Below are 25,858 nucleotides of genomic sequence, written 5' to 3'. Positions count from 1 at the left end.
TTTGTCTTCTTTTCAGCGTGATAGAAAACCTTTGCAGTCTAGGAAGGACGAGTACCGGAGCGGAGCGAATTTAACATTCGTGAGCACCGGAGCGCAGGACTGACAACGAATGCGGGGGTTTGGCTACACGCTGAAACAGACTCATGATTGAGTCTGTTTCGCTTGTATGAATTGATCGATCACCCTTAATGCTTTTTCTGTTCCACCTGCTGCTTGGAAGCTTTCTTCAATTTTCTCAATCCCCGCCCGGTACGTATCACTGCCTAAAACCGTCTCAACGGTCTCTCTTAGCTCCTCTGCTGTCAGCTGATCTTTATCAAGTGCACAGGCAGCAGATAATTCGGTCAGTCTTTGTGCCACCATCGGCTGATCTTTGTCGACTGGAATGACGACCATCGGAACGTGGTAATGAATACCTTCATTGACACTGTTCATTCCGCCGTGCGTTACAAACACATCTGTCAGTTCGAGCACCTCAAGCTGCGGCACATAAGGCTCGATCAGAAAATGAGCAGGCGCCTCTTTTAAGAGAGAACGATCCACTTTTTCACCTGTTGCGATGATCACTTTTCCGTCAAAGTCTGCAAAGGCATCTATACACATATTAAAAAATGCTTCTGTATCCCCAAGAACGGTGCCCATGGAAATAAAAACGATTTTTTCTTGCTCAAGTGCTTCCAGCGGGAAATCATGCTGGTCGGCTCTTTTTAGAAAGCTCGGTCCAATGAAGACAAACGAATCGTTTAATGAATCAACAGACGGCTGGAAATATTCACTTGTATAGACGATATTCAGTTCTCCACGGTTTTTCATAAATTGCATCAAACGCGTTGGCTGAACGCCAAAACGCTCTTGTATTTTTTCTAACAGATGCTCAGCTTTCTCATCCTTCCTGTATAGCGGTGTATCAAAATGCGCCTCTTGCAGCACAAAAGATGGGTTGGATCCAATGCTCGGAATGCGCAAGTAATCTCGAACAAGCTCCCCTGCCCCAAACATATCGAAGTAGACCAAATCAAATGAATGCTTATCGGAAAGTGTTTCCACTACCTCTAAAATATCATATGATGTTTGCAGCATGGCATGAAAGAACGGCTGCATGGAATCTAAATCTCCTTCTTCCACATGTAATGTCCGAATATAGTCTGGATGTATATGTACGTGAGCGCCTAAGCGTTTGATTCGTTCCTCATAATGTACAGTTGTGACCGCATGCACTTCATCGCCTCGATCCGCCCATGCTTTGATCATTCCTAACATAGGGTTCACGTGTCCTTCAGCTGGAAACGTAATCAATAAAATTTTCGCCACAAGAAATTCCTCCTCATTGTCAATTCCCTTCCATGTTAATCATATACAGCAAGCCGGCTCAACAAATACGCCTGAAAAGGAGAGATATGAGTCTTATGTCCAGTATTTCATCATAAAGTGGCAGGAAAAAAGACAAAGTCTCCTAATAAGCACTTTGTCTTTTTCACATTATGATTTGAGCAGCATTTTTTTAAATGCATCAGACTGTTTTTCAATGGAGATCGGATCTGCATAGATAAATTCCTTGATTGAATAGTACAGGACATGCCCTTGCTTCACCGCTTGATTTTTCTTCCATACACCGCTGTTCGTAATATCAAGATTTGGCTCTTTTCCATCCTTTGTTGGTACAAGTAAATAGTCTCCTGTATACTCATTCATTTCTTCTAATGAAATTCCAAGATAGCCTTCCTTTGGAAGTGCCTTTTCTGCCTTTTCAGGTAAGCTGAATCCATAGCCTTGATAGATGACTTCCCCGCCGCGGCCAAAGTCCGTACCAAATAAGTACACTTGCTTTGGCTGGACATCCATAATGGAGAATGTCTTGTCATCACCAATTTTCGCTTTCACTTCTTCTCCGTCTTTCTTCAGCTTCTCGTCCATTTCTTGTATTTGTTTTTTCGCTAACGCTTCTTTTCCAAGAATCTTTCCAATTTCAATATGCATCTCTTTGAAGCTATGTTCACTTGTCGTAAACGTGATCGTTTTGGCAATCTTTTTATACTTTTCAATCTGTTCGTTTTGTGAATAAGCAATGATCAAATCAGGCTTCAGCTTTGCAATCGCCTCCACATTTTCGATCGGTACACGCTTCACACCTGTTTCATCTAAAAAGGATGATTTAGGATAAACATCCGTCATGCCAACAGGTGTCACACCTAACTTTTTAAAGTTCCCAAGCTGCGCTGTTAACACAACAATCCGCTTCGGTTTGGCAGGAATGGTGATCTTTTCACCCGTTTCCGTTGTATATGTACGCGTACTTGCTGCTTGCTCTTTATTCTCTTTCTGCCCGCATGCCACTAACAGCAGTGCCAGCAGACTGACTAGCCAAATCATTTTTTTCACTTACAAAACCACCTTTAATTGAGAATGATTATTAATTATAGCATAAATAAACATTCATAGATGAAACGTTTTAAAAGTGAATCATACATGAGGCGGAACAAAAAAACCCTCTCCAAAGGAGAGGGCTTCGTTGAGACCATTGTCTATCGTAAACAAGGTCAAGTACGCGCTCGGAGGGATTCGAACCCCCGGCAGACGTGGTACCGGAAACCACCGCTCTATCCAACTGAGCTACGAGCGCACGATATGTTTTTTGAACGTCAGCATATCAAATTATAAGGGAAATACTGCGAGAAAGCAATGATTAATCATTCGTCATGATGATGTATTTTCTTACTTTGGATACATAAACTAATATGATGGTTTGAAGTGGAATGATTTTGGGGAAAATGGATAGGGGTATTTGAATTTAGGTCAGCGTTTTGTTTGACCTTTATTGACCAAAAATGTATCATTGAATTACATACTTACCTAAAAGGTGAAGGAGGAACATTATGAATTTAATACCTACAGTCATTGAGCAAACAAATCGTGGGGAAAGAGCTTACGACATTTATTCTCGTCTTTTAAAAGACCGTATTATCATGCTTGGTTCTGCGATCGATGACAATGTTGCCAACTCCATCGTGTCACAGCTGCTTTTCTTAGAAGCTGAAGATCCAGAAAAAGATATTTCTATCTACATTAACAGCCCTGGCGGTTCAATCACAGCTGGTATGGCCATTTACGATACGATGCAATTTATTAAACCAAAGGTATCAACTATTTGTATTGGTATGGCTGCATCTATGGGTGCGTTCCTGCTTGCTGCTGGTGAAAAAGGTAAGCGTTATGCTCTTCCAAACAGTGAAGTCATGATTCACCAACCACTAGGCGGAGCCCAAGGTCAAGCAACAGAAATTGAAATTGCGGCAAAACGAATCCTTTCTTTACGCGATAAACTGAACCAAGTACTTGCTGAACGTACTGGTCAGCCAATTGAAGTCATTGAGCGCGATACAGATCGTGACAACTTCAAAACAGCGGAAGAAGCACTTCAATACGGACTCATTGACAAAGTCTTGACCCGTAATACAGAAGACCAAAAATAATGATCACAACACAAACCGTCTGTTCCTTGAACAGACGGTTTTTTGTCATTTAAACATACTTTAAGACAGCTCCGTCCATTTCTGCTGAAGAGACGGTGTTTGATAAGAAGCCATCTGCGTGATTAATTCCTCCGGTTCGCTCGAAGCATGTAACAATTGAAGGTGTGATTCATTTGAAAAGCCTTCCTGTACACTAAACTTCACCATGTCCATAAGCGGGTTGAAATAGTCATTCACTTGATACAATCCAATCGGCTTTTGATGGATGCCGATTTGTGCCCAGCACAGCACCTCAAATAATTCTTCATATGTACCAAAGCCACCTGGCATCGCAATAAACCCATCGGCCAGCTCGCTCATTTTCGCTTTTCGTTCATGCATGCCTGTTACCTCAATTAACTCTGTCAGCTCTTGATGCACGACTTCTCCTCTAAAAAGCCCCTTAGGCATGACACCGATCACTTGCCCGCCATGTCTCATGACCTCATCGGCAATCGCGCCCATTAACCCAATACGCGATCCGCCGTAAACAAGACGAATGCCCTGCTTTGCCATATAAGCCCCCAGCTCTACAGCCTTTTGTTTGTAGACATCATTTACACCTGGATTTGAACCAGCAAACACACAAATCGTTTTCATCAAAACAGCTCCATCTCTCTCTATGATTTCTTCACTCATTCTACTATAATGATTTGTAAAAAAACAGCCGTTTCTTCTATATATAGTGTAAAATCAAAAGAGTGAACACCATATAAGGAGCTGTATAGAGAGAATGCAAACAACTGAAATGGAGAAGTGGATCAAGGATTTTTATCAAATGAGAAATTGGACAGAATATGGACCGTTTATCCGGTTAGGCTTCTTAATGGAAGAAACGGGAGAACTCGCTCGTGCTGTTAGAGCAATAGAAATTGGACGAGACCGGCCTGATGAGCAGAGACAGGAATCATCTGAGCTGAAGAAAGAACTCATTGAAGAAATGGGAGATGTCTTAGCAAACCTCCTCATTTTAGCGGATCTCTATGACGTCACAGTAGAAGAGGTCTTCAGCGCTCATCAACAGAAACTCACAAAGCGTTTTTCTGGAGAAAAAGAGTCAGTAAAAAACACGTGACCAGCTGTCACGTGTTTTTCTAAGCCTTAAAGATGCTGTGGTGAGATGTCATCTGTTCGTTCAAAGAAATGCTGCTTTCCGATATGATGGAAAAGACCTGTTCGATGCAAAAGCTCCTTAGGCTGTGATTGAAGCCCAACGATCATCAGCTTTCCATTATGATGCTTTAACCGATTGGAGATATTCATGAGAACCGCTTCTGCCGACGTGTCCATATAATTGACTTTATTCATAAGCAGAATAAGTGTTTTTGGTTTTGTTTGAACATGGTCCAAAATCGAATTTTCCAATGAATCTGTTGTTCCGAAAAAGAGCGGCCCTTCGATGGAATACATACTGATCCCTTTCTCGTCTGTCTGTTTTTCTAAAGCAGCTGCTGTTTCCATTTGAGGAACAGCGACATTTGTATGGATATTGGTCGTCTGGCTCATTTTTTTGATAAAAGCGATAAACGCTAAAATGAGACCAGCGGTGACGCCAATAATCAAATCACCGATCACTGTGAGCAGGAAGGTCACGACAAGTACAAGCGAATCGGCATTTTTCACTTTCACAATATTGATAAATTCTTTTCTCTCACTCATATTCCAAGCAACAAACATTAAAATTGGTGCCATTGCAGCAAGTGGAATCATTGACGCATATGGCGCAAATACCATTAAGATTAGCAAGACGACAACGCCATGCACAACACCAGAAATCGGACTTGCTCCTCCATTTTTTATGTTCGTTGCCGTGCGGGCAATAGCGCCCGTCGCTGGAATTCCTCCGAAAAGCGGTGCCGCCATATTGGCAATTCCTTGTCCAACAAGCTCTTTATTGCTGTCATGTTTAGAGCCTTTCATATTATCAGCAACCATTGCGGACAAAATCGATTCCACGCCGCCTAAAAGTGCAATGATAATTGCTGGAGGCAGGAGGTATATCATTTTTTCAATCGTCAATTCAGGAAAAGCGAAGGTTGGCAGCTGACGAGGGATTTCACCATATGCAGAGCCAATCGTTTCAACTTGTCCTTGAAAGAAAAGAACGGCGAGAAACGTAGAAGCCAATAGACCTAATAGAGCACCAGGTATTTTGGGAATGTATTTTTGTGCCGCCAAAATCACAATGAGCCCGGTGACGGCTGTGATGATGGCGAGACTGTTTGTGGTACCGAGATGGACCACGATTTCTCTCATATTGAGGAAAAAGCTTTCATGTTTTTCAACACCCTTTAATCCGAGGAAGTTGGCAATCTGTCCTGAAAAAATAATGACAGCAATGCCAGCAGTAAAACCGATGATAACCGGACGAGGAATAAACTTCATGAGCTTTCCTAATTTGAATATTCCGAATAATACAAGCATACAGCCTGCCATAAAACCGGCAATAAGCAAGTTTTCAATACCGTACTGGCTGACGATCCCGAATAAAATTGGAACAAACGCCCCAGTCGGCCCGCCGATCTGATACTTTGAACCACCAAACAATGAAATCAAAATGCCGGCAACGATGACTGTGTATAATCCATATTCTGGTCCGACACCAGATGCAATGGCAAATGCCATGCCTAAAGGAATTGCCACAACCCCCACGACAAGCCCAGCGATTAAATCGCGTCTAAACTTTGATGAATTGTACCCTTCAAATCTTCCATAAAAACGCATGGTATGTGTTGGCCTCCTTTAAGTATGTGTAGATGATTTAGGTATACTGCGGGTCAATCAGTTTATCTTTCACAACGACATCCAGCTTTCCTGTTGCTGGATGAATCACCAGTCCATGAACAGCCACATCACTTGGCATCAGTGGATGTTCTTTCACTAATTTCACACTTTGGGCCACGCTCTCTTCAACTGAATCAAAGCCTGTCAGCCAGCCCTTTAAATCGACACCTGAGTTTTTCACAATGCTTAAGCATTTCTCTTCGATTCCTCGTGCTTTCGCCTTTTCAAGTAAAGGATCCGCCGCAAGACCTGCCATTCCGCATTCATGATGACCTACAATGCATACTTCCTCTGCCTTTAGCTCATAGATAGCTAAAAGGATACTCCGCATCACACTGCCGAACGGATGTGTCACGATGGCTCCAGCATTCTTAATGATCTTTGCATCCCCGTTGCGCAGCCCCATAGATTGCGGCAATAATTCCAAAAGGCGGGTATCCATGCACGTTAAAATGACCAATTTTTTTTCAGGAAATTTCCCCGCTTTGTAAGGCTCATAATGTCTCTGATTCACAAACTCTGAATTGTGCTGAAGAATCTGTTCTAATTTTGATCCCATTTTGCCATCTCCCATCTTTTTTAAGTAACGTAAGCTCGTACCTGTCCCCCTTTTCCTTCTCGTGTTCTCAAGAATAGAGAAGAAAAATGATAGAAAAAAAAGAAAAAAATGAGAAAACGATGAGAAGAAATATCGTTATTTTCTCTATTTTACGCTGCATCCCAGCGGATTCGCGGGTTTGTTTTCAATCTATTGTTCTCATCACACTAAAAGACAATAAAATGGTTTAGTAGAAAATGACCATCCCGTTTAATACATTTCAAATATAATAAATTTTCTATCAAAAAGTCTCGATCTATTTTCCAGTTTGTCAGATAATCTCTCGTAAAATCTTGCAAATTCACATGTCTCCTCTACCATCCAATTATTTTTATATAGATAAAAAATGCATCAGATGGCATATGAATCTACTTTTTCACTAAGAAAATGTCTTTCTTTACCGTTATTTTAGTATATTAAATATTGAGCTGCTAACATTCAAACGTGTTCTGCCGAAATGGTTGCTTTATAATAAAAGGAGTAAGATGACCATGTGAAAGGAGCGAATTGACTGTGATACCACACATTTTTGTCGCCAAACCCTTACCTGCTTCTTTTGAGGAAATGCTAAAGGAACATTGTACATATGAGGTTTGGCAATCTAAAGACCCTATTCCAAGAGACATTTTGTTTGAGAAGCTGCAGCACGCTGATGGTCTTTTAACGTCTGGAACGAAAATCGATCAAGAGCTGTTAGATCACGCACCAAAACTCAAGGTAGTGAGTAATAACTCTGTCGGCTATGACAATTTCGATATAGAAGCGATGAGGCAAAGAGGCGTGATTGGTACGCACACCCCTTATACGCTCGATCATACCGTGGCTGACCTTGCCTTTTCGCTCATTCTCTCCTCTGCGCGAAGAATCGCCGAGCTTGATCGTTTTATCCGTGAAGGAAAATGGACAAAATTCGTACAGGAAGAAGAGATCTTTGGCATCGATGTACATCACCAAACGCTCGGTATTATTGGCATGGGACGTATTGGAGAACAAGTTGCCAAACGGGCAGCACATGGTTTTGATATGAATGTTCTTTATCATAACCGAAGCCGGAATGAAAAGGCTGAATCGGCGTATGGCGCTGTCTATTGTGCACTTGATGATCTTTTAAAACAAGCTGATATCATTGTGTTGATTACACCGCTGACCGAGGAAACGTATCATATGATTGGGGAACGAGAATTGAAGTTAATGAAGCAAACGACTTTATTTGTAAACATTTCCCGCGGGAAAACAGTGGATGAAAAAAGCCTCATTCAAGCACTTCAGAAGGGATGGATCAAAGGCGCTGGTCTTGATGTTTATGAGCAGGAACCGCTTCAAGAGGATCATCCTTTCAAAGAGATGAACAATGTCACCCTAGCCCCTCACATCGGTTCCGCTACTGAAACAACAAGGGATCTCATGCTGAAACGAGCCATTCATAATGTGATTCACGGAATAGATGGGAAGGCGCCTGTTGATGTTGTAAAGGAGCTTACTTCCTCTTGATCAAATAAGACGCAGGGAACTGAACTGCGTCTTTTTATTTATTTCTTTAGGAGACATCAGGAGAAAAGACTCATTTTAGCAAAGATCCTGATTCTTTACATTTCCTTCATGTTCGGGTGCTATAATATGAGCTAGACAAGCATCAAGAGGACGGCATCCGATTTCCTTAATAGGAGGATGAAGATGAAAAGATTAAGTTCGGTTTTGACTATGTTCGCTCTGATCGCTGCTATTCTGTTTTCTGGATTTATCCCGCAGCAAGTTCATGCAGAAACACCTCTTACACCAACAGCCACAACTGAAAATGCTTCTATTCAGCTCACGCCAGATGTACGTACCCTTGCCGTCATTAATACGTTTGATGGTGTAGCAGATTATTTAATTCGCTACAAACGACTGCCTGATAACTACATTACGAAATCACAAGCAAGTGCTCTCGGATGGGTGGCATCTAAGGGAAATCTAGCAGAAGTGGCGCCAGGTAAAAGCATCGGTGGAGATATTTTCTCAAATCGGGAAGGACGTCTTCCTTCAGCAAGCGGCCGCACATGGCGTGAGGCAGACATCAACTACGTTTCAGGCTTCCGCAATGCTGACCGTCTTGTGTATTCAAGCGACTGGCTCATTTACAAAACAACAGACCATTATGCGACTTTCACACGTATTCGATAATCAATACAAAAGACAGCCCTGTTCCATCTGGGGCTGTCTTTTAGTATGGTTTACGGTATAAGCTTTTTCACGTAATCCTCAAAAGGAACCGGAAGCGGCTTTTTCGACACTTCTTCATGTTCATGTGTGGTGACATGATCCTCAGTAACGACCACACGTCCTGTTGGCGTGAGCTTTGACGCAAGTGGTCTTTTGTTAAAAGTAGAGGATTCATTTTCATAAATCTCGTGTCTCAATTGGACCAATGCAGCCTCGTCCACCTCGTTCAATGTGAAAGCATAGCCTGTTTCAGCACCATCTCCCCTATCTAATTGGAGTAGATGTGTCCCCTTTTCGGTTTTCTCTGCTTTGACGCGAAACCGAATAGACGCTCCTTCCACCCAATCTTCTGTAAAAGGCACAGGCTGAAGAGGTAAATTCACACCAAATCCCCCATCAATGAGAAAGCGTTCGTTATGATGCTTCAACATAATGGCTACATGCGTGCCATCAATGGCCCACGTGTCCGCTTCTTTGATATACACTGTCCCTTGAAGAAGCTGTACAGAGAGCCCAGCCTCTTTTAACACATAGTATAAGAGAGGATTGAGATCGTAACAAAGACCTCCTCTGTTTTCTTCAAGAAGATGCTGCTTCAACCCTTCTTGATTCAAAGCGTAGGATTGTTTGTTCAGAACAGATCTATTTTCAAATGGAAAGGTATAGGCCATTTTTTTTAATAATACAGGTAAGTCATTAAAGGTGATCGACTGGCCTTCATATCCGATCTTCTGTAAAAAAGCTGATTGAATCATGACATTCCCTCCTAAAAAACTGAGCCTTTGAAGAGACTCAGTTTTCTTGATTGATAAAATCTGTTAACGCCTCAATGGCTTCTTGTTCGTCCGCACCATCTGCAATCAGTGTGACAGTAACCCCAGAGCTGATCGCTAGACTCATGAGACCCATAATGCTTTTCGCATTGACTTTTTTCCCATCTTTCTCTAGAAAAATATCAGCTCCAAAGCGATTAGCCTCTTGTACGAACAAAGCAGCTGGACGTGCCTGCAAGCCTGTTTTCAGCTGGATGGTGACCGTTTTTTCCACCATATGATCTGCCTCCCTTTTTCATTCTCCTATTTGAGTGTAACAGCTTGTCCGTTTCGTAATTGTTCTGCGATTTGATCTAGCTTTCTTAAACGGTGGTTAATCCCTGACTTGCTGATCTTGCCGCTTTCCACCATTTCTCCAAGTTCCTTCAGCGTGACCTCTTGATAGTCGACTCGCAGTTTAGCAATTTCACGAAGCTTTTCCGGCAGGGCATCAAGTCCAATTTTTTCATCAATAAATTGAATGTTCTCGACCTGACGCAGTGATGCACCAATCGTTTTATTCAAGTTTGCTGTTTCACAATTGACGAGCCGGTTGACGGAGTTCCTCATGTCTCGGACGATTCGCACATCTTCAAAGCGAAGCAGTGAGTTATGAGCGCCCACAACACTTAAAAATTCCGTGATTTTTTCTGCTTCCTTCATGTACGTAATGTACCCTTTTTTGCGCTCAAGTGTTTTACTATTGAGATGAAATTGATTCATCAGCTCACAAAGGGCATCATTATGTTCTTTATATAGTGAAAAAATCTCAAGGTGATAGGAGGACGTTTCTGGGTTATTCACAGAACCGCCTGCTAAAAAAGCACCTCTCATATAGGAGCGCTTGCAGCATCTTTTCTTCACGAGCTCCTCTGAAATATTGCGCTCAAATACAAATTGCTCACCTAATATTTTCAAATCCTCTAAAATGGTTTTCGCTCGTTCTACCAGTCTGACAATATACACGTTATTCTTTTTCAATCTCATTTTTTTACGGACGAGCAGCTCGACTGTCACATCGTATTTCTTTTTAAGCAGCGTATAAATACGTCTTGCAATGGCTGCGTTCTCTGTCTGTATATCTAAAATCAATTTTCGATTAGAGAAAGATAATGAACCGTTCATACGGATGAGGGCAGAAAGCTCTGCTTTTGTGCAGCAGTCCTTCACGTCCAGATTAGTCAGCTCTTTTTTTGTTTCGGATGCAAATGACATCCTTGCCACCCCCATTCCTATTTTTTCTGATGCAGCAGATCGACAAGCAGCGAGGCTACTTTCAGCGTGTCATGACGAATGACATGCTGGTCGTATGTAATGATTTCTCCAGGAATCACTTCTAGTCCCATTGCTTTCAGTGCATCTGTGTCGAATTGGACAGGCTGTGCCTGTTCTTCTGCATATTTTGCTTTGATTTCTTCTGGAATTTCTTTATTGTTCACAAAAATCGTATCGATAAATGGACGATCCATATGATCATTTAATGCCTGAACATGATCAGCTGCACTGTAGGAAAGCGTTTCCCCCGGCTGCGTCATGACATTGCAAATATACACTTTTTTCGCCTTTGAGCGAATCACTTCTTCTCCAATATGCGGCACAAGCAAGTTTGGCAAAATACTCGTATACAGACTACCAGGCCCAATGACGATCAAATCCGCCTCACGAATGACTTGAATAGATTCTGGCAGCGGTTCAATCGTATCGGGTGTGAGAAACACTCGTTTAATTCGCTCACCATAGGTGGGAATTTTCGATTCTCCTGTCACCATTTGCCCATTTTCTAATTCCGCATGAAGAACAACACTTGAATTTGCTGCTGGCAATACTTTTCCTCTCACATTTAAAACCTTGCTCATTTCAGTGACGGCATGAAAAAAATCACCGGTTATATTTGTCATGGCCGCAAGAATGAGGTTGCCGAGTGAGTGGCCTGTTAAGTCATTCCCTTTGTTAAAACGGTGCTGAAATAAATCTTCTACAAGCGGTTCAACATCAGAGAGAGCTGCAAGGACATTTCGAATATCACCTGGAGGGGGAATATTCAAATCATGCCGCAGTCTGCCTGAGCTGCCTCCGTCGTCAGCAACCGTTACTATAGCGGTAATGTCCACTGGCTTCGTTTTTAGCCCTCTGAGCAAAACAGATAAGCCAGTGCCACCGCCAAGAATGACCACCTTTGGTAGTGTCGTCATCTATTTTCTGCTTCTCTTTTCAATGTCCCGGTGAGTGACATGTGTATAGTAATCGTTTTTAAAATACTCCGATAAATAGTTGGCCAGCGTCACAGATCGATGCTGCCCGCCTGTACAGCCGATGGCGATCACAAGCTGACTTTTTCCTTCCCTCTTATACGACGGAAGCATAAAGCTGAGAAGATCGATTAATTTCTCTGTGAATTTTTGCGTTTCACTCCATTTCATCACATAGGAGCGCACTTCTTCATCGTTTCCAGTCTGTGGACGCATACTCTCAATATAGTAAGGATTCGGCAGGAATCTCACGTCAAAGACAAGATCAGCATCAATCGGCAGACCGTATTTAAAGCCAAAGGACATCACGTTTACTGTAAACACCTGACCTTGGTTTGTCGCAAAGTGCGTGACGATTTTTTCTCGCAGCTGTTTTGGTTTTAAATCCGATGTATCAAAAATCATTTGAGACCGGCCTTTTAACTCCTCTAACAGCTCGCGCTCCATTGCAATTCCTTCAAGCGGCAAACCTGTTGTCGCAAGGGGGTGCGAACGTCTCGTTTCTTTGTATCTTGAGACAAGCACCTTATCATTTGCATCTAAAAATAGAATCCTTGGCGTGATCCAGTCAAGATCACTCATTTCATCTAATGCCGCAATTAAGCTGTCAAAAAATTCGCGTCCGCGCAAATCCATCACAAGAGCGACCTTGCTCATCTTGGAATTCGATTCCTTCATGAGCTCTAGGAACTTCGGTAAAAGTGATGGCGGCAGGTTATCAACACAAAAGTAGCCTAAATCTTCAAAGCTTTGAATGGCGACGGTTTTCCCCGCACCTGACATTCCTGTAATAATCACAAGCTGAATATCTTCTTGTTTGTGTGTATTCATGCCTGCTTCCTCTCCTTCTTTATGAAAACGGTTCATGTTTTATTCTCCCTGAGGATCTAACCGATAAGCAATCAGCTCAAAATCGGGTGTATACGTAAAAGTGCCGTGCAGAAGTCCTTTTCCTTTGAGCATGAAATCAAGAATATGGGAATCTCCTGGAGCCATCGGCAAATGAGGCACATCCTTTACGTCATGCCATTTTAAAATGCCTTCCTCTGACTCTGTTACGTTTTTTCCGGTAAATGAATCTGCCATAAAGGTGAACATCATCCACTCTTGAACGATTTGATCGCCTTCTTTTATGATAAAGGTAAAAACACCTTTCAGTTGCGGATTTAAAATATAAATACCTGTTTCTTCTCTATATTCTCGAACGACTGAATCTTTGACCGATTCTCCGCTTTCCATTTTGCCGCCCGGTGCTACCCACCAGCCCCGTCTTGGCTTTTGCAGCAAGAGAACTTGATCTTCGTGATGCAGCACACAATTGGTTACTCGTTGCATCAGCTGTCACCTACTCTTTTATGTCTTTAACTTATTATACAGGTTCAACCTGACTCCCACAATGAACATGCCCGTTCTTCCCCGAAAACAGACCGGTTTTCGTTTGAATGATGTAACGAGCCATTTCTCTACTCTTTATTTTACAGCATCTAACGGTTCTCCATGCGTCATTTGTGAACATCTGGTGAATTTCTGATTTCAGGCAAAAAAAAGGACACGGATTCACATCCGTGCCAAACATGTATTCCTTATAAAAGGGGGTCAATTACTAGTTTTATCATAACGGAAAATTATTTCACCCGTGTTACATTCCAGTTAAAAGCCCATGACGCTATATTAAGGATTTACGACAGCCATTTATTTCGTTGCTTTGAGTTTTTCAGCAAGCTCTTCTACATAATGCTGTGCGCTTTGTGCTGCAATACTTCCGTCTCCTGTTGCTGTGACAATTTGACGAAGTGTTTTTTCACGAATGTCACCCGCTGCGAAAATACCTTCCACTCTCGTTTCCATTCTTTCGTTTGTCTCGATGTAGCCTTCTTTATTTGTAATGCCGAGATTTTCAAATGGTTTAGACAGTGGTAGCATTCCGATATAGATAAAGGCGCCGTCTGTTTTAAACTCTTCTTCTTCACCAGTCACCGTATCAATCAATGTCACACTGCCGACTTTCCCGTTTTCTTCATTGATCTGTTTGACGGTTTTGTTCCACATGAAGTCAATTTTTTCATTATCAAAGGCACGCGCTTGTAAAATGCTTTGTGCACGAAGCTTATCGCGTCTATGGATAATCGTTACTTTAGAAGCGAAGCGTGTGAGATACACACCCTCTTCTACAGCAGAATCTCCGCCGCCAATGACGACAAGCTCTTTGTTTTTAAAGAATGCTCCGTCACATACTGCACAATATGATACGCCGCGGCCGCCAAGTTCTTTTTCACCTGGTGCACCGATTTTTTTGTATTCAGCCCCTGCCGCGATAATGACAGAGCGTCCTTTGTATTCTTTTGAGCCGGCTTTGACGATTTTGTATTCTTCACCGTTCACGATTTCTTTGATATCGCCATACGCATACTCTGCACCGAATTTCTTCGCATGCTCAAACATTTTATTTGAAAGTTCCGGCCCCAAAATGCTTTCAAAGCCAGGATAGTTCTCGACATCTTCCGTATTCGCCATTTGTCCGCCTGGAATTCCTCTTTCAATCATTAATGTTGAAAGATTTCCCCGTGATGTATAAACAGCGGCTGTCATTCCGGCAGGACCCGCTCCAATGATGATCGTATCGTAGATTTTTTCTTCTGACACAACTGTCACTCCCTCTTCAATTGCTGCTCGCATTTCTTATTAGAATGCCCTTGGGTGATGCTTCCATTCATGACAGAGAGCATCATTTCCACTCTTAGCTTTTATTCCTTACCCATATCCTATTAAATCTGCGGGGAATAAGCGAATCATTTGCTCATATCTTCAAAAAAAGAAAAAGCTTCCTTAAACTGCTGTTTAAGGAAGCCTGTTTACGGTTATATAAAAAGTAATGATTTATTCAACGACTCTTCTTACAACGCCTTTGAATGCTTTTTTCCAGTATACGTTGCTCATCGAGTCAACTGAAACACCGCGAGAGCTGTTATCGTTCAAGAATGTACCGTTTCCTAAGTAAATACCAACGTGTCCATTTACTTTATACGTATCAAAGAACACAAGGTCTCCGCGTTTCATGTCAGATGCACTTACAGCTCTTCCTTTACCTACAAGCGAATCTGTTGTTGTACCGCCAACTGGTCCAAGGTTGATACCTGCTGATGCAAATGCCCAGCGAACGAATGAAGAACAGTCAAAACGACGTGCGTCAATATCGGCTTGTGATCTGCCGCCGCCCCATTTATATGGAGATTGTCCAACAATAGTAGAACCTGTGCTGATTGCACCTTCAATTCCGCCTACGTTACTGCTGACAGGTGATCCACCGCCAGTAGATGGCTTCTTGCTTGGTGAACTGCTGTTGCTGTTATTATTGTTATTGTTGTTATTAGATGACCCGCTGTTACTTGAAGACGGGCTGCTATCGTTATTTGAGCTGTTGTCTTCCGCTTGAACACTAGCTTGACGCTGCTGCTGTTGTCTTTGCGCTTTTTCTTCTTTTGCTTTTTGAGCTGCTTCTCTAGCTTCTTTTTCAGCTTGTTTTTGTGCAGCTACTGTTGCGTCCTTTTCAGATGCAATGCTGTTAGCCTCACTGTTTAACTCGCTGATTTCAGAAAAAGCACTTCCTTTTTGCTTTTTCACTTGCTTGAATAGCTTGTCTTTTTCATCAAGCTGTTTATTCAAGTCTGATTGAAGTGTTTCAAGCTTTGCAAGTGTGCTTTGCACATTTTCAAGCTTTGTGTTTAATTCGTTTTCAGACTTTTGAAGCTCTGCTTTGTCTTTTTCCTGCTCTTTAATGATTTCACTGTCTGCGTTGATTAGTGTAGAAACTGCACCTGCACGGCTGATGAAATCGCTAAAGCTTTTTGCTCCTAGTAATACATCTATGTATTTCGTAGAACCGCCGCTCTCTTGAAGGGCACGTACACGCTTTTTCAAGAACTCGTTTCTTTCTTCAATACGTTTTTCTGTATCAGCAATTTCTTTTTTCAGTGCTTTGATTTCTTTTTTTGTTTTTTCATTTTCTTTTTGTTTTTCTTCGATTTGATCACTTGTTTTTAAAGCTTTCTCATCAATATCTTTAAGCTTTTGTGCAAGTGCCTCTTGTTTTGCTTCAAGCTTTGAAAGCTCTTCTTTTTTCTTTTGAAGATTCTTGTTTACCTCAGATTGCTTGCTGTCTAGTTCTTGTTTCTTTTGTTCAAAGTTCTGTGCGTTTGCTTCATGTGTAAATGGAATAAATAAACCGCTCGCTCCGATCACCGAAGCTAAACCGAAAGTAATAAACTTTTTCACAAATAGTTCCTCCTTTGACAATTTCCCAAGCGACATTAGAAAGCAGCAAATTCTCTGCGACCAATCTGTGCTCTCTATGTCTTTCTTCCTGATTGTTCAGTCAGATGTTGACCAGATTGTTTCATCACTGGGTGTTTCATTATGTATAGTAAAATATTTAAATATCTATCTTTGTTTTAATCCACGATTTTCATTATACATGAGACATCGACAAAATGAGCTAATATTTTTATTACATTTATGTTTCAAAAACATGTCGTGATTGTCATACTTCGCCAATTCCTTGCAAATCCCACCTTTTTATCCAAGAAAAAAGCATGACCTTTTCGGCCATGCTGGGATGTTCTGAATCTATTTACCTATTTAATCAATTAACGTACAGATTTCTCGTTCGTATTTTGACAGTGTTTGAACACTGATTTGAAAAGCAGACGCAATGTCTTTTTTGCTGACAGCTGATTCTTCTTGTTCATTCATCCATAGATAATAAGATGCTGCTGCCCAGGCAGGCGCATTTTTCTTATCAATACCAGAAGCACGTGCCTGCTGAATAATATGGAATAACCAAAAATAAGGCATATGGCTGTCAGGCTGAACGGCTTCCTCTAAACTGGATGCCGCCTGTTTTGCAAAAACTGCATCTTCTGAAAAAGACTTTTCTTTCATTTCATCTTCATACAAAAGCAGTTCTATGAATTGCTGTTCAAAGGCCGTTTTCGCTGCACGTGCATCAAGGACAGACTGCAGAACGTCACGTTCTCCTTTTTGTTTGCTGACATAGTACGCAGTCAGACGTTCCTCAATCGAGACCATTGGCTCAGTCTCCTCAGGTTTATCCTGCCACGGCTTGATCTCATCTGCGTCGATATCTTCTTCGACCATCTTATCCCAAACCGTTTGGGCGAGCGTTTTGTGGCCTGTATGATAGGCTGCGCTTGCAAGCCAGTATAAAAATGTACTATCTCCCTGAAAACCTGTTTTGTACAAAGAATAAAGCCATTTAAAGGCCCATTCAAATTCTCCTACAAGGGCAAATGTTGCACCAAGCTTATAACGCTGTTCACTTAGTATTGGATACACGTGCGTTAATTGCTTCGCTAACTTGTTGACCTTCTCTTCTTCTTTTTCATAATGGTAGAAGACTAGCTGATTGCAAAGGGCATGCAGATTACCGGGATTTTCATGAAGGACCCGGTTCAACATTTCTTTCGCCTGATGGATTCGGCCAGAATAAAAATAGGCCAAAGCGAGATTGTTATACGCTGACCAAAATTCTGGATACTCAACAATCATCTGTTCCAGCATCTCAATGGCTTCATCGAGTCTGCCGCTTTCAAGCAAATGGTTTGCTTGATCCTGCTTCACAATCAGGTCATCCTGATCATAAGGAAAATCTTCGTCCTCTTCGTCGCTCATATCGAGCAGGTCCAGGAGATCGTCATTTTCATCCGCAAATTCCCCGTTCTCTTCCAGTGCGGCATAAGCAGTAGCTGATTTATATGCCTCTTGAAATAGTCCGAGATTGGCATAATTATTGGCTTTAAAGTAGTGACACTCAGACATGTTTTCATCGATGTGTTCGAGGATGAAATCAAGCAGTTCGTTTGATTGCTGGTAATGACCCATTTCAGTATAAATAATGGCAAGCTGTGACAGCATTTCTACATTTTCAGGCTCAAGTACGATGGCCCGCTGTATTAGCTTACTTGCCCTAGACAAATTTCTTTCTCTATATGCTTTAAGACCTTTATGAAAAAAGTAATGCCCATCTTGAAAAAGCTGGACGACTTGTGTGTGATTATTTTGAGAAGTGTATTTACTCACCGATACCCTCCATTTCGAACAGTGTACCGTGTGTAGTATAACATACTTCACCAGTCGTCACATAGAACAAAAGGAAAGGAAGGATTTGTTTTTCATTTAAAAATAAAAAGCCTGGGATATCCCCCGGCTTTTCATTCACCTTGATGACGCTTTTTTAATACCTTTAATACATCATCAAGCGGTAATTGCTGTTCACGTAATAGCACAAGAAGATGATAGAGGAGGTCCGCTGTTTCCCATTTCAATTCTTCTTGATCCCGGTTTTTCGCTGCAATGATCACCTCAGACGCTTCTTCCCCTACCTTTTTCAGGATTTTATCGACCCCTTTTTCAAATAGATAGGTAGTATAAGCACCTTCAGGCATTTCCGCCTGACGCTTTGCAATGACCTGTTCAAGTTCATTTAATATCGCAAAACGATCCTGCTCTTCGCTTTGACGCTTTACGCCTTCTTCCGAAAAACAGCTATAGCTGCCAGTATGACAGGCTGGGCCGCTTGGCGCGACAAGGACAAGCAAAGCGTCCTTGTCGCAGTCATATCGGATAGAACTCACTTGCTGGGTATGTCCGGAGGTGGCGCCTTTGTGCCAAAGCTCGTTTCTCGACCGGCTATAAAACCATGTTTCACCTGTCTCCAGCGTTTTTTCATAGGATTCTTGATTCATATATGCCAGCGTCAGTACTTCCTTACTTTGAGCATCCTGTACAATCGCAGGAATCAGGCCTGCTTCATTAAAAGTTAATTCATTTGCCTGTTTCATCTGACCTTCACCCCGTGTTCTCTCAAATATGTCTTTACCTCGTGAATGGAGGTTTCTTTGTAATGGAAAATGGAGGCTGCTAATGCTGCATCAGCTTCTCCTTTTGTAAATGCCTCCAGCATATGCTGGGCATTGCCAGCGCCGCCAGAAGCGATAACTGGCACAGTGACTGCCTCTGATACAAGCTTTGTCAATCGATGATCAAAGCCTGTCTTTTCACCATCGGCATCCATACTTGTCAGTAAAATCTCTCCTGCACCTCTTTGCACAGCTTCCTTCGCCCAGTCGCTAACCTCTAAATCTGTTTGACGGCGTCCCCCGTGTGTATAGACCATATATGCTTTTTTCTCTTCATCGTATTTTGCATCAATTGCGACAACGATACACTGGGAGCCAAAAAAGTCAGCACCTTCTGAAATCAGTTCTGGCCTTAACACAGCTGCTGTATTGACAGATACTTTGTCTGCACCCGCTCTTAATATACGCTTCATGTCATCAAGGTGGTTAATCCCGCCTCCTACCGTAAATGGTATGGCAAGAGTGGACGCGACTTGTTTAACCACATCCACCATCGTTTTCCGGCCTTCATGCGACGCAGAAATATCTAGAAAGACAAGTTCATCCGCCCCTGCCTCATCATAGATCTGCGCTAATTCTACCGGATCACCAGCATCCTTTAAGCCTAGGAATTGCACTCCTTTGACAACACGCCCTTCCTTCACATCAAGACATGGGATGATTCGTTTTGTCATCATATGCGGTCAAGCCCTTCAAATGCTTCCGCTAAAGTAAACTGCTTCGTGTAAAGTGCTTTTCCAATGATCGCACCAGACACACCAGTTTCTTTTTGCGCTGACAGCTTTTGAAGATCAGCTACCGCGCTGACACCGCCTGAAGCAATCACTTGTTTGCCGGTTGCTTCTGCTAAGCGAACCGTGCTTTCCACATTGGGACCAGACAGCATGCCATCCATTTGAATATCGGTGAAAATAAAGACCTCTGCGCCTTCCTTTGCCAATTCCCTGCCGAGCTCCTCTGCCTTCACTTTAGACGTTTCAAGCCACCCTTCAGTCGATACAAAGCCATTTCGCGCATCAATCCCAATTGCGATTTTCTCTCCATATTGCGCCAGCATTTTTTTCACAAAGGCTGGGTTAGATACAGCTGAGCTGCCAAGTATCACTCTATCGACGCCGCTCTTTAAATAAAAAGCAACGTCTTCTTCTGTCCGAATACCGCCGCCGATTTGTACCTTCACATCTAAAGAAGATGCAATCGCCAGCACATGCTCATGATTGACACGTTTCCCTGCTTTTGCACCATCTAGATCCACAAGATGAATCCACGTTGCTCCATCCTTCGCAAATTTCGCGGCCATGTCGAGCGGTGAATCTCCATAAATGGTTTCTTGATCATAATCACCTTGTACAAGACGTACACATTTGCCATTTCTCATATCAATCGCTGGATATAATGTAAACTCACTCATTTGCTCACCCTCTGTTCGTTTGCTAATTGAATAAATTGTTTGAGCAGCGCCATTCCCGTTGTACTGCTTTTTTCAGGGTGAAACTGTGCACCAAGCACATTTCCCTTGCCAACGATTGCTGGTACTTGAACACCATAGTCCGCGCTTGCTAATTGCTCATCTGGGTTCATATCACTCACATAATAAGAGTGAACAAAGTATGCAAATCCTTCTGGTACACCGTCAAACAATGGGGAGGGCTGATGAAATGTGAGCTCATTCCACCCCATATGAGGTACCTTCAGCCTTTTCCCGTCCTGATCACGATCTTTTAAAAGAACGACACGCCCTTTTAACAGCCCCAATCCTTTTGTGCGGCCTGCCTCTTCGCTTTCTTCAAATAACAGCTGCATGCCAAGGCAAATGCCGAATAACAGCTTTCCTTCCTGCACAACTTGATGAATAAACGCCTCAAGTCCAGTCTCTTTTAACAGCTGCATTGCATCACGAAACGAACCAACTCCGGGCAAAATATAAGCATCTGCTTTTTTCAGCTCCTCCACATCAGAGGAAACGATATAACGGGCACCTGCTCGTTCCAGTGCTTTTGATACGCTGAACAAATTTCCCATTCCGTAATCAATGACTCCGATCATTAGAGCATCCCCTTTGTCGAAGGAATTCCTTTCACACGTGGATCAATGGTTGTTGCTTCATCTAAGGCACGTGCCATCGCTTTAAAAATGGCTTCAATCATATGGTGTGTATTCGTTCCGTAGTGAACAATGACATGAAGGTTGATCCGGGCTTCAAGTGCAAATTTCCACAGAAACTCATGTACTAGCTCTGTATCAAAGGTACCTACCTTTTGACTTGGAAAGGCCGCTCTCATTTCCAAATGAGGACGATTGCTTAAATCGACCACGACCTGGGCAAGAGTTTCGTCCATCGGAACAAAGCTTGAACCATACCGCTTAATTCCCTTTTTATCGCCTAACGCTTCCTTAAACATTTGCCCGAGCACAATGCCGATATCTTCTGTTGTGTGGTGATCATCAACATCCGTATCTCCTTTCGCATCGACGGTCAAATTAAAGTGTCCATGCTTCGTAAATAAATCAAGCATGTGCGTCATAAAAGGGACGTCTGTTTGAATATCCGCTTTTCCTTCTCCATCAATTTCTAGCGCTAATGAAATGTTCGTTTCATTTGTTTTTCTCGCTGTTTTCGCCTGTCTCATTACGATTCCTCCCGCTTTCTCGCTTCAATCGACCTTGCATGTGCTTCAAGCCCTTCTAATCTGGCAAAAGCGGCAATGCTTTCCCGGTGTGTTTCAAAGGCCTCTTGACTATATGAAATAATGCTCGTTTTCTTTTGAAAATCAGTCACACCAAGCGGGCTGGAGAATCGAGCTGTTCCGTTTGTTGGCAGCACATGATTCGGCCCTGCAAAATAATCGCCCACCGGCTCTGGACTATAGCGTCCTAAGAAAATCGCACCCGCATGCTTGATTTGACCAAGAAGTGATTCTGGATATGCTGTCAGCACCTCTAAGTGCTCTGGTGCTAATTGATTGACGACGTCTACTGCACGATCAATTGATTCTGTCACGTAAATATGGCCATGATCTTGAATGGATTGTGCTGCGATTGATTTTCTCGGCAAAGTATCAAGCTGCTTTCTGACTTCAGCCTGCACGCTTTCAGCAAGTGTCTTAGACGGTGTTACCAAAATACTAGATGCAAGGGCATCATGCTCTGCCTGCGAAAGTAAATCCGCCGCTACCTCATGTGCGACTGCTGTTTCGTCTGCTAGAACTGCAATTTCACTTGGACCTGCAATCATATCAATATCTACCTGACCAAATACTTCCCTCTTTGCCAGCGCTACATAAATGTTCCCTGGACCTGTGATTTTATCAACAGGCTTGATGCTTTCCGTTCCATAGGCAAGTGCCGCAATCGCCTGTGCACCGCCCATTTTATACATCTCAGAAATACCAAGCTCCTTCGCCGCAGCCAAGACAGCGTCAGAGAGACGTCCATCTTTCCCAGGAGGTGTCACAAGAACGATTCGTTCAACGCCAGCGACTAGCGCAGGGATCACATTCATTAAGACGGATGATGGATAGGCAGCTGTTCCACCCGGGACATACACACCTACCGCATCAAGCGGTGTCACCTTTTGACCAAGCATTGAGCCGTCCTTTTGGTGATAAAACCAAGAAGAGGTCAGCTGGCGCTCGTGGTATGTGCGAATATGCTTGATAGCCGTTTGGATAATCTGAACCATCTCTTTATCCAAACGTTCGTAAGCTTCTTCCATTTCACCTTCTGTGACAAGCGGATGTTCAATCAACACGCCATCGAATTGCTTTGTAAAAGACCGTACAGCTTCATCACCATTTGTTCTCACTTCTTGTATAATGCGCTGAACAGCCTGACGCTGCTCTTCTGTTCCTGTATCTAAAGTCCGTTTGAGTGAGAGAGTATCTGTCTCACCTTCTTGTATGCAGGTGATGTTCATGATGATTCCTCCTCTTCTCCTTCAATAATTCTTGCAAGACGCTGTGCCATTTCATCGATCACCGTATCCTTCATCCTGTAGCTCACAGGATTGACAATAAAACGTGACGTGATATCACAAATATGCTCCGTTTCCACAAGTCCATTTTCCTTTAGTGTTTGACCTGTAGAGACAATGTCAACAATGCGATCGGCAAGCCCAATGAGCGGTGCTAATTCAATGGAACCATTCAGCTTAATGATCTCCACCTGCTCCCCTTGCTCTCTAAAATAGGACGATGCGACATTTGGGTACTTTGTTGCCACACGCGGTGCGACACCACCCCAGCTCGCTCCTGGCAAACCAGCAACAGCTAAATGACATTTACTAATGTTTAAATCGAGCACTTCGTACACATCACGAGCTTCTTCGAGCATGACATCCTTCCCTGCAATGCCAACATCCGCCACACCGTGCTCTACATAGGTGGTCACATCCATTGGCTTAGCTAAAATAAAGCGGAGGTTTTCTTCTGGTACATCTATGATTAATTTTCTTGAATCCTCGAATTCCTCTGGCAGCTGGTACCCCGCCTGTCTTAACAGCCCGGCTGCTTCTTCAAATATCCGGCCCTTTGGCATCGCCATCGTCAACACTTTACCCATTTCGCTCTTCCTTTCTAGCGCCGATAAAATAAGTCACCTGTTCAAATGCCTTGGTCATCGCGTCAATATTTTCAATCCCCGCTAAGTCTTGCAGGACGATCTTTTTCCCTTTTGACCGCTCCTTTTCTGCAAAAGCAAAAGCTTCAAGTCTTTGTTCTTTGCTAAAAATCACAGCTTCCTGCGGCTCATTGATCTCTTTCGCATCCAGCGCTTCAAGAAGACGGTCTAGTCGAAGCCCGAACCCTGTAGCTGGTGCGGGTGCATTAAAATGAGCAAGTAATTGATCATATCTACCGCCACTTCCGATGACCGATCCAACATGATCAGCAAATACTTCAAACAAAATACCCGTATAATAGCTCATATGACTCACCATGCTTAAATCTAAACGGATATATTCTGTACAGCCGTAATCTTCAAGTGTCTCCCATAGCGACTTTAGCTGTGCGAGCACCTCTTTTCCTTCTTGTGAAACGACGATTTCCTCTGCCCGCTCTATCACTTCTTGGCCGCCTCTTAACTCTAAAAGCTGTAACAGCCTCATTTTATCGATGGAGGAAAGCGGTAATTGTTTCACATGCTGTCGGTATCCTACATAATTCTTTTCATATAAGAAGCGGCGAAGGACGTTTGCACGCTCTGTATTTCCGAGTACATCGACAAATAACGTCTCTGCTAAAGCGACATGCCCGATCGCGATTTTGAAGAACCTTAGCCCGGCATTTTTTAAGGCAAATACGGCAAGTGCGATGACTTCAGCATCTGCACTAATCGAACCATCACCAATCAATTCAATTCCGACCTGCTCAAATTCTGATGGTCTTCCGCCTTCTCTTTCCTGCGCACGAAACACACTCGCTGCATACCCGACACGAAGCGGATACGCCTGTTCATGAAGCTTAGAAGCCGCCACCCTTGCAATCGGACCTGTCATATCAGGTCTCAGTACAAGGGTTTGCCCGTTTTGATCAAGAAGTTTAAAAAGTTGTGTATCAGTAATCGCCGATTGCACACCGACTGTATCGTAAAATTCAAGCGTTGGTGTCTCCATTAAACGGAAACCCCAACCATTCATAACATCTGTTAAAGAATGTCTCACTTTTTTCTTCGTCTCATACAATCCAGGTAATGAATCCCGCATACCATATGGTTTCTCAAACATAAACATGTTCTTCCGCACCTCCAACACATTAAAACAAAAAATTCCGAATCCTTTAGTTCGCTAATATGATAATATGCTAACAAAATAAAGTGATTAAATCAATCATTTTTATTTCTCTCTATTTTCATCAACATATTCTGGAATTATTACATTCAAGTGACACCTGTGCCTTTTCTGCATGTTCGGTGAAGGAACGTGCTATAATACTTAAAAATATTGAATAACACAGGAGATTAACAGTGAAGTTCATCCAGACATTAATCTTAACTTTGTTGTGCGCATGTCTTGTTTATTTCGGCTTTATATACGTTTCACAAATCGACCAAGTCAAGAAAACAGCTTCGCCGCAAGAAGCAGCAAAAAAAGAAAACGATACGGCACTCGCGGCTGAAGAAACTCGTTCAACAAAAAAAGCAGAAACCACACATCATTCACTAAAAGGAAGCAAAAAAGCCATGGACGTCATTCTCTACAATCAAATGGATGCACCAAGGCTTTATAATGGATGCGAAGTCACGAGCTTAGCGATGCTGCTTCATTACAGCGGCTATGAGCACGTAACGAAAAACGCATTGGCAAATGAAATCAAACGTGTTCCGCTCAATTATGAAAATGGCTTAAAAGGTGACCCTCATGACGGATTTGTAGGCGATATGGAGAATGGACCGGGTCTTGGGGTTTACCACGAACCGATTTATCAGCTTGCGAAAAAATACGCGGGCGATCAAGTTGTCGACTTAACCGGAAAGCCTGTTAAAAAGGCCATCTATCAGTCACTTGAAAAGGGCTATCCTGTCTGGGTGATTACGACATCCACCTTCGACAAAACCGATAACATCGAAACTTGGAATACACCAAATGGCAAAATAGATGTAAGCTTTAATGTGCATAGCGTAGTCATCACAGGCTATGACAAGGAGCATGTCTACTTGAATAACCCATATGGAGAAAAGAATCAAAAGGTCGACCGTGATCAATTTGAAGATTCTTGGGAACAGATGGGCAGTCAGGCGATTATCATTAAAGCGTAAAAAACAACCTCTATCC

At 42.7% G+C, this 25,858-nt stretch carries 26 protein-coding genes, 1 tRNA gene and 1 pseudogene; 5 read left to right on the top strand and 23 right to left on the bottom strand.

Features of this window, described 5'->3' with window-relative positions:
• Positions 1 to 141 precede the first annotated feature (141 nt).
• The 3 genes from OIT90_RS03190 to OIT90_RS03180 all read right to left on the bottom strand — a co-directional run bounded on the left by OIT90_RS03190 (position 142) and on the right by OIT90_RS03180 (position 2,620).
• The gene (locus OIT90_RS03190) at positions 142 to 1,311 is read right to left on the bottom strand and encodes a macrolide family glycosyltransferase (protein ID WP_474892241.1); all 1,170 of its coding nucleotides are present in this window, start codon (positions 1,309 to 1,311) and stop codon (positions 142 to 144) included.
• A 168-nt stretch (positions 1,312 to 1,479) separates the two neighbouring features.
• Positions 1,480 to 2,370, bottom strand: coding sequence for an ABC transporter substrate-binding protein (locus OIT90_RS03185; protein WP_249117647.1), 891 nt, complete (start codon positions 2,368 to 2,370; stop codon positions 1,480 to 1,482).
• Positions 2,371 to 2,544: 174 nt separating this feature from the next.
• Positions 2,545 to 2,620: transfer RNA gene (locus tag OIT90_RS03180), tRNA-Arg, on the bottom strand.
• Between the two features lie 253 nt (positions 2,621 to 2,873).
• Here OIT90_RS03180 and clpP point away from each other — a divergent pair.
• Positions 2,874 to 3,470 carry an ATP-dependent Clp endopeptidase proteolytic subunit ClpP gene (clpP, locus tag OIT90_RS03175; RefSeq protein ID WP_024427684.1) on the top strand — a complete coding sequence of 199 codons (597 nt, stop codon included), beginning with the start codon at positions 2,874 to 2,876 and terminating at the stop codon, positions 3,468 to 3,470.
• A 60-nt stretch (positions 3,471 to 3,530) separates the two neighbouring features.
• Here the strand turns inward: clpP and OIT90_RS03170 are convergent, their stop codons facing one another.
• Complete coding sequence (locus tag OIT90_RS03170; RefSeq protein WP_041088147.1) at positions 3,531 to 4,109, bottom strand: LOG family protein; 579 nt, start codon at positions 4,107 to 4,109, stop codon at positions 3,531 to 3,533.
• A 133-nt stretch (positions 4,110 to 4,242) separates the two neighbouring features.
• On the opposite strand from OIT90_RS03170, the gene OIT90_RS03165 reads away from it, so the two are divergent.
• Positions 4,243 to 4,584 (top strand): MazG nucleotide pyrophosphohydrolase domain-containing protein, encoded by a 342-nt coding sequence (locus OIT90_RS03165; RefSeq protein WP_058837578.1) that lies wholly within the window; start codon positions 4,243 to 4,245, stop codon positions 4,582 to 4,584.
• A gap of 26 nt (positions 4,585 to 4,610) precedes the next feature.
• Here OIT90_RS03165 and OIT90_RS03160 read toward each other — a convergent pair whose 3' ends face one another.
• Both OIT90_RS03160 and OIT90_RS03155 read right to left on the bottom strand, forming a co-directional pair.
• Entirely contained in the window at positions 4,611 to 6,233 is a 1,623-nt protein-coding gene (locus OIT90_RS03160) for a SulP family inorganic anion transporter (RefSeq protein ID WP_268473728.1), read from the bottom strand.
• Between the two features lie 37 nt (positions 6,234 to 6,270).
• The gene (locus OIT90_RS03155; protein ID WP_064498141.1) at positions 6,271 to 6,852 is read right to left on the bottom strand and encodes a beta-class carbonic anhydrase; all 582 of its coding nucleotides are present in this window, start codon (positions 6,850 to 6,852) and stop codon (positions 6,271 to 6,273) included.
• Between the two features lie 552 nt (positions 6,853 to 7,404).
• On the opposite strand from OIT90_RS03155, the gene OIT90_RS03150 reads away from it, so the two are divergent.
• Positions 7,405 to 8,382, top strand: a complete 978-nt coding sequence (locus OIT90_RS03150; RefSeq protein WP_341084649.1) for a 2-hydroxyacid dehydrogenase — start codon at positions 7,405 to 7,407, stop codon at positions 8,380 to 8,382.
• Positions 8,383 to 8,727: 345 nt separating this feature from the next.
• Positions 8,728 to 9,054 (top strand): annotated as a pseudogene (locus OIT90_RS03145) (ribonuclease); the annotation flags it as partial.
• Positions 9,055 to 9,104: 50 nt separating this feature from the next.
• On the opposite strand, the gene OIT90_RS03140 reads toward OIT90_RS03145, so the two are convergent.
• The 17 genes from OIT90_RS03140 to OIT90_RS03060 all read right to left on the bottom strand — a co-directional run bounded on the left by OIT90_RS03140 (position 9,105) and on the right by OIT90_RS03060 (position 24,817).
• Entirely contained in the window at positions 9,105 to 9,848 is a 744-nt protein-coding gene (locus OIT90_RS03140) for an arylamine N-acetyltransferase family protein (protein WP_064498003.1), read from the bottom strand.
• Positions 9,849 to 9,885: 37 nt separating this feature from the next.
• Complete coding sequence (locus OIT90_RS03135) at positions 9,886 to 10,143, bottom strand: HPr family phosphocarrier protein (protein WP_024423549.1); 258 nt, start codon at positions 10,141 to 10,143, stop codon at positions 9,886 to 9,888.
• A gap of 26 nt (positions 10,144 to 10,169) precedes the next feature.
• On the bottom strand, positions 10,170 to 11,120 hold the full coding sequence (gene whiA / locus OIT90_RS03130; RefSeq protein WP_024423550.1) for a DNA-binding protein WhiA: 951 nt from the start codon (positions 11,118 to 11,120) through the stop codon (positions 10,170 to 10,172).
• Between the two features lie 17 nt (positions 11,121 to 11,137).
• A complete protein-coding gene (locus OIT90_RS03125) occupies positions 11,138 to 12,097 on the bottom strand; it encodes a gluconeogenesis factor YvcK family protein (protein ID WP_034281026.1) in 960 nt (319 codons plus the stop codon).
• The gene (gene rapZ / locus OIT90_RS03120; protein ID WP_039183329.1) at positions 12,098 to 12,985 is read right to left on the bottom strand and encodes an RNase adapter RapZ; all 888 of its coding nucleotides are present in this window, start codon (positions 12,983 to 12,985) and stop codon (positions 12,098 to 12,100) included.
• Positions 12,986 to 13,024: 39 nt separating this feature from the next.
• Positions 13,025 to 13,489: an 8-oxo-dGTP diphosphatase gene (locus OIT90_RS03115; protein ID WP_024423553.1), complete on the bottom strand. Its 465-nt coding sequence runs from the start codon at positions 13,487 to 13,489 to the stop codon at positions 13,025 to 13,027.
• 357 nt (positions 13,490 to 13,846) lie between these two features.
• Positions 13,847 to 14,797, bottom strand: a complete 951-nt coding sequence (trxB, locus tag OIT90_RS03110; RefSeq protein ID WP_048238006.1) for a thioredoxin-disulfide reductase — start codon at positions 14,795 to 14,797, stop codon at positions 13,847 to 13,849.
• Between the two features lie 234 nt (positions 14,798 to 15,031).
• On the bottom strand, positions 15,032 to 16,426 hold the full coding sequence (locus OIT90_RS03105; protein ID WP_058837575.1) for a C40 family peptidase: 1,395 nt from the start codon (positions 16,424 to 16,426) through the stop codon (positions 15,032 to 15,034).
• 363 nt (positions 16,427 to 16,789) lie between these two features.
• Positions 16,790 to 18,250: a tetratricopeptide repeat protein gene (locus tag OIT90_RS03100; protein WP_144490035.1), complete on the bottom strand. Its 1,461-nt coding sequence runs from the start codon at positions 18,248 to 18,250 to the stop codon at positions 16,790 to 16,792.
• Between the two features lie 131 nt (positions 18,251 to 18,381).
• A complete protein-coding gene (gene hisIE, locus OIT90_RS03095; RefSeq protein ID WP_058837573.1) occupies positions 18,382 to 19,011 on the bottom strand; it encodes a bifunctional phosphoribosyl-AMP cyclohydrolase/phosphoribosyl-ATP diphosphatase HisIE in 630 nt (209 codons plus the stop codon).
• A complete protein-coding gene (gene hisF / locus OIT90_RS03090) occupies positions 19,008 to 19,766 on the bottom strand; it encodes an imidazole glycerol phosphate synthase subunit HisF (protein ID WP_047201833.1) in 759 nt (252 codons plus the stop codon). Before hisF ends, hisIE begins: the two co-directional genes overlap by 4 nt.
• The gene (gene hisA, locus OIT90_RS03085; RefSeq protein WP_058837572.1) at positions 19,763 to 20,500 is read right to left on the bottom strand and encodes a 1-(5-phosphoribosyl)-5-[(5-phosphoribosylamino)methylideneamino]imidazole-4-carboxamide isomerase; all 738 of its coding nucleotides are present in this window, start codon (positions 20,498 to 20,500) and stop codon (positions 19,763 to 19,765) included. Before hisA ends, hisF begins: the two co-directional genes overlap by 4 nt.
• Complete coding sequence (hisH, locus tag OIT90_RS03080; protein ID WP_058837571.1) at positions 20,497 to 21,135, bottom strand: imidazole glycerol phosphate synthase subunit HisH; 639 nt, start codon at positions 21,133 to 21,135, stop codon at positions 20,497 to 20,499. Before hisH ends, hisA begins: the two co-directional genes overlap by 4 nt.
• Positions 21,135 to 21,719, bottom strand: a complete 585-nt coding sequence (gene hisB, locus OIT90_RS03075) for an imidazoleglycerol-phosphate dehydratase HisB (protein ID WP_024423560.1) — start codon at positions 21,717 to 21,719, stop codon at positions 21,135 to 21,137. The genes hisH and hisB overlap by 1 nt, the downstream gene beginning before the upstream one ends.
• Positions 21,719 to 23,005 (bottom strand): histidinol dehydrogenase, encoded by a 1,287-nt coding sequence (gene hisD / locus OIT90_RS03070; RefSeq protein WP_126682339.1) that lies wholly within the window; start codon positions 23,003 to 23,005, stop codon positions 21,719 to 21,721. Before hisD ends, hisB begins: the two co-directional genes overlap by 1 nt.
• Positions 23,002 to 23,649: an ATP phosphoribosyltransferase gene (hisG, locus tag OIT90_RS03065; protein WP_058837569.1), complete on the bottom strand. Its 648-nt coding sequence runs from the start codon at positions 23,647 to 23,649 to the stop codon at positions 23,002 to 23,004. Before hisG ends, hisD begins: the two co-directional genes overlap by 4 nt.
• Entirely contained in the window at positions 23,642 to 24,817 is a 1,176-nt protein-coding gene (locus tag OIT90_RS03060; RefSeq protein WP_474892240.1) for an ATP phosphoribosyltransferase regulatory subunit, read from the bottom strand. Before OIT90_RS03060 ends, hisG begins: the two co-directional genes overlap by 8 nt.
• Positions 24,818 to 25,050: 233 nt before the next feature.
• Here OIT90_RS03060 and OIT90_RS03055 point away from each other — a divergent pair, with 233 nt between their 5' ends.
• The gene (locus tag OIT90_RS03055) at positions 25,051 to 25,842 is read left to right on the top strand and encodes a C39 family peptidase (protein ID WP_058837567.1); all 792 of its coding nucleotides are present in this window, start codon (positions 25,051 to 25,053) and stop codon (positions 25,840 to 25,842) included.
• Positions 25,843 to 25,858 lie beyond the last annotated feature (16 nt).

This window comes from Bacillus sp. ABR, from assembly GCF_056172715.1.
This window is presented reverse-complemented; position numbering and strand designations above follow the sequence as displayed.

Bases quoted from the DNA above. Each gene is read 5' to 3' on its own strand.
- OIT90_RS03160 (WP_268473728.1), bottom strand. From the start codon at position 6,233: ATGCGTTTTTATGGAAGATTTGAAGGGTACAATTCATCAAAGTTTAGA.
- hisF (WP_047201833.1), bottom strand. From the start codon at position 19,766: ATGATGACAAAACGAATCATCCCATGTCTTGATGTGAAGGAAGGGCGT.
- OIT90_RS03185 (WP_249117647.1), bottom strand. From the start codon at position 2,370: ATGATTTGGCTAGTCAGTCTGCTGGCACTGCTGTTAGTGGCATGCGGG.
- OIT90_RS03125 (WP_034281026.1), bottom strand. From the start codon at position 12,097: ATGACGACACTACCAAAGGTGGTCATTCTTGGCGGTGGCACTGGCTTA.
- hisG (WP_058837569.1), bottom strand. From the start codon at position 23,649: ATGGGTAAAGTGTTGACGATGGCGATGCCAAAGGGCCGGATATTTGAA.
- rapZ (WP_039183329.1), bottom strand. From the start codon at position 12,985: ATGAATACACACAAACAAGAAGATATTCAGCTTGTGATTATTACAGGA.
- OIT90_RS03155 (WP_064498141.1), bottom strand. From the start codon at position 6,852: ATGGGATCAAAATTAGAACAGATTCTTCAGCACAATTCAGAGTTTGTG.
- hisD (WP_126682339.1), bottom strand. From the start codon at position 23,005: ATGAACATCACCTGCATACAAGAAGGTGAGACAGATACTCTCTCACTC.
- hisH (WP_058837571.1), bottom strand. From the start codon at position 21,135: ATGATCGGAGTCATTGATTACGGAATGGGAAATTTGTTCAGCGTATCA.
- OIT90_RS03170 (WP_041088147.1), bottom strand. From the start codon at position 4,109: ATGAAAACGATTTGTGTGTTTGCTGGTTCAAATCCAGGTGTAAATGAT.
- hisIE (WP_058837573.1), bottom strand. From the start codon at position 19,011: ATGAAACAGGCAAATGAATTAACTTTTAATGAAGCAGGCCTGATTCCT.
- hisA (WP_058837572.1), bottom strand. From the start codon at position 20,500: ATGAGTGAGTTTACATTATATCCAGCGATTGATATGAGAAATGGCAAA.
- whiA (WP_024423550.1), bottom strand. From the start codon at position 11,120: ATGTCATTTGCATCCGAAACAAAAAAAGAGCTGACTAATCTGGACGTG.
- OIT90_RS03115 (WP_024423553.1), bottom strand. From the start codon at position 13,489: ATGCAACGAGTAACCAATTGTGTGCTGCATCACGAAGATCAAGTTCTC.
- OIT90_RS03135 (WP_024423549.1), bottom strand. From the start codon at position 10,143: ATGGTGGAAAAAACGGTCACCATCCAGCTGAAAACAGGCTTGCAGGCA.
- clpP (WP_024427684.1), top strand. From the start codon at position 2,874: ATGAATTTAATACCTACAGTCATTGAGCAAACAAATCGTGGGGAAAGA.
- hisB (WP_024423560.1), bottom strand. From the start codon at position 21,719: ATGAGACAGGCGAAAACAGCGAGAAAAACAAATGAAACGAACATTTCA.
- OIT90_RS03165 (WP_058837578.1), top strand. From the start codon at position 4,243: ATGCAAACAACTGAAATGGAGAAGTGGATCAAGGATTTTTATCAAATG.
- OIT90_RS03140 (WP_064498003.1), bottom strand. From the start codon at position 9,848: ATGATTCAATCAGCTTTTTTACAGAAGATCGGATATGAAGGCCAGTCG.
- OIT90_RS03060 (WP_474892240.1), bottom strand. From the start codon at position 24,817: ATGTTTATGTTTGAGAAACCATATGGTATGCGGGATTCATTACCTGGA.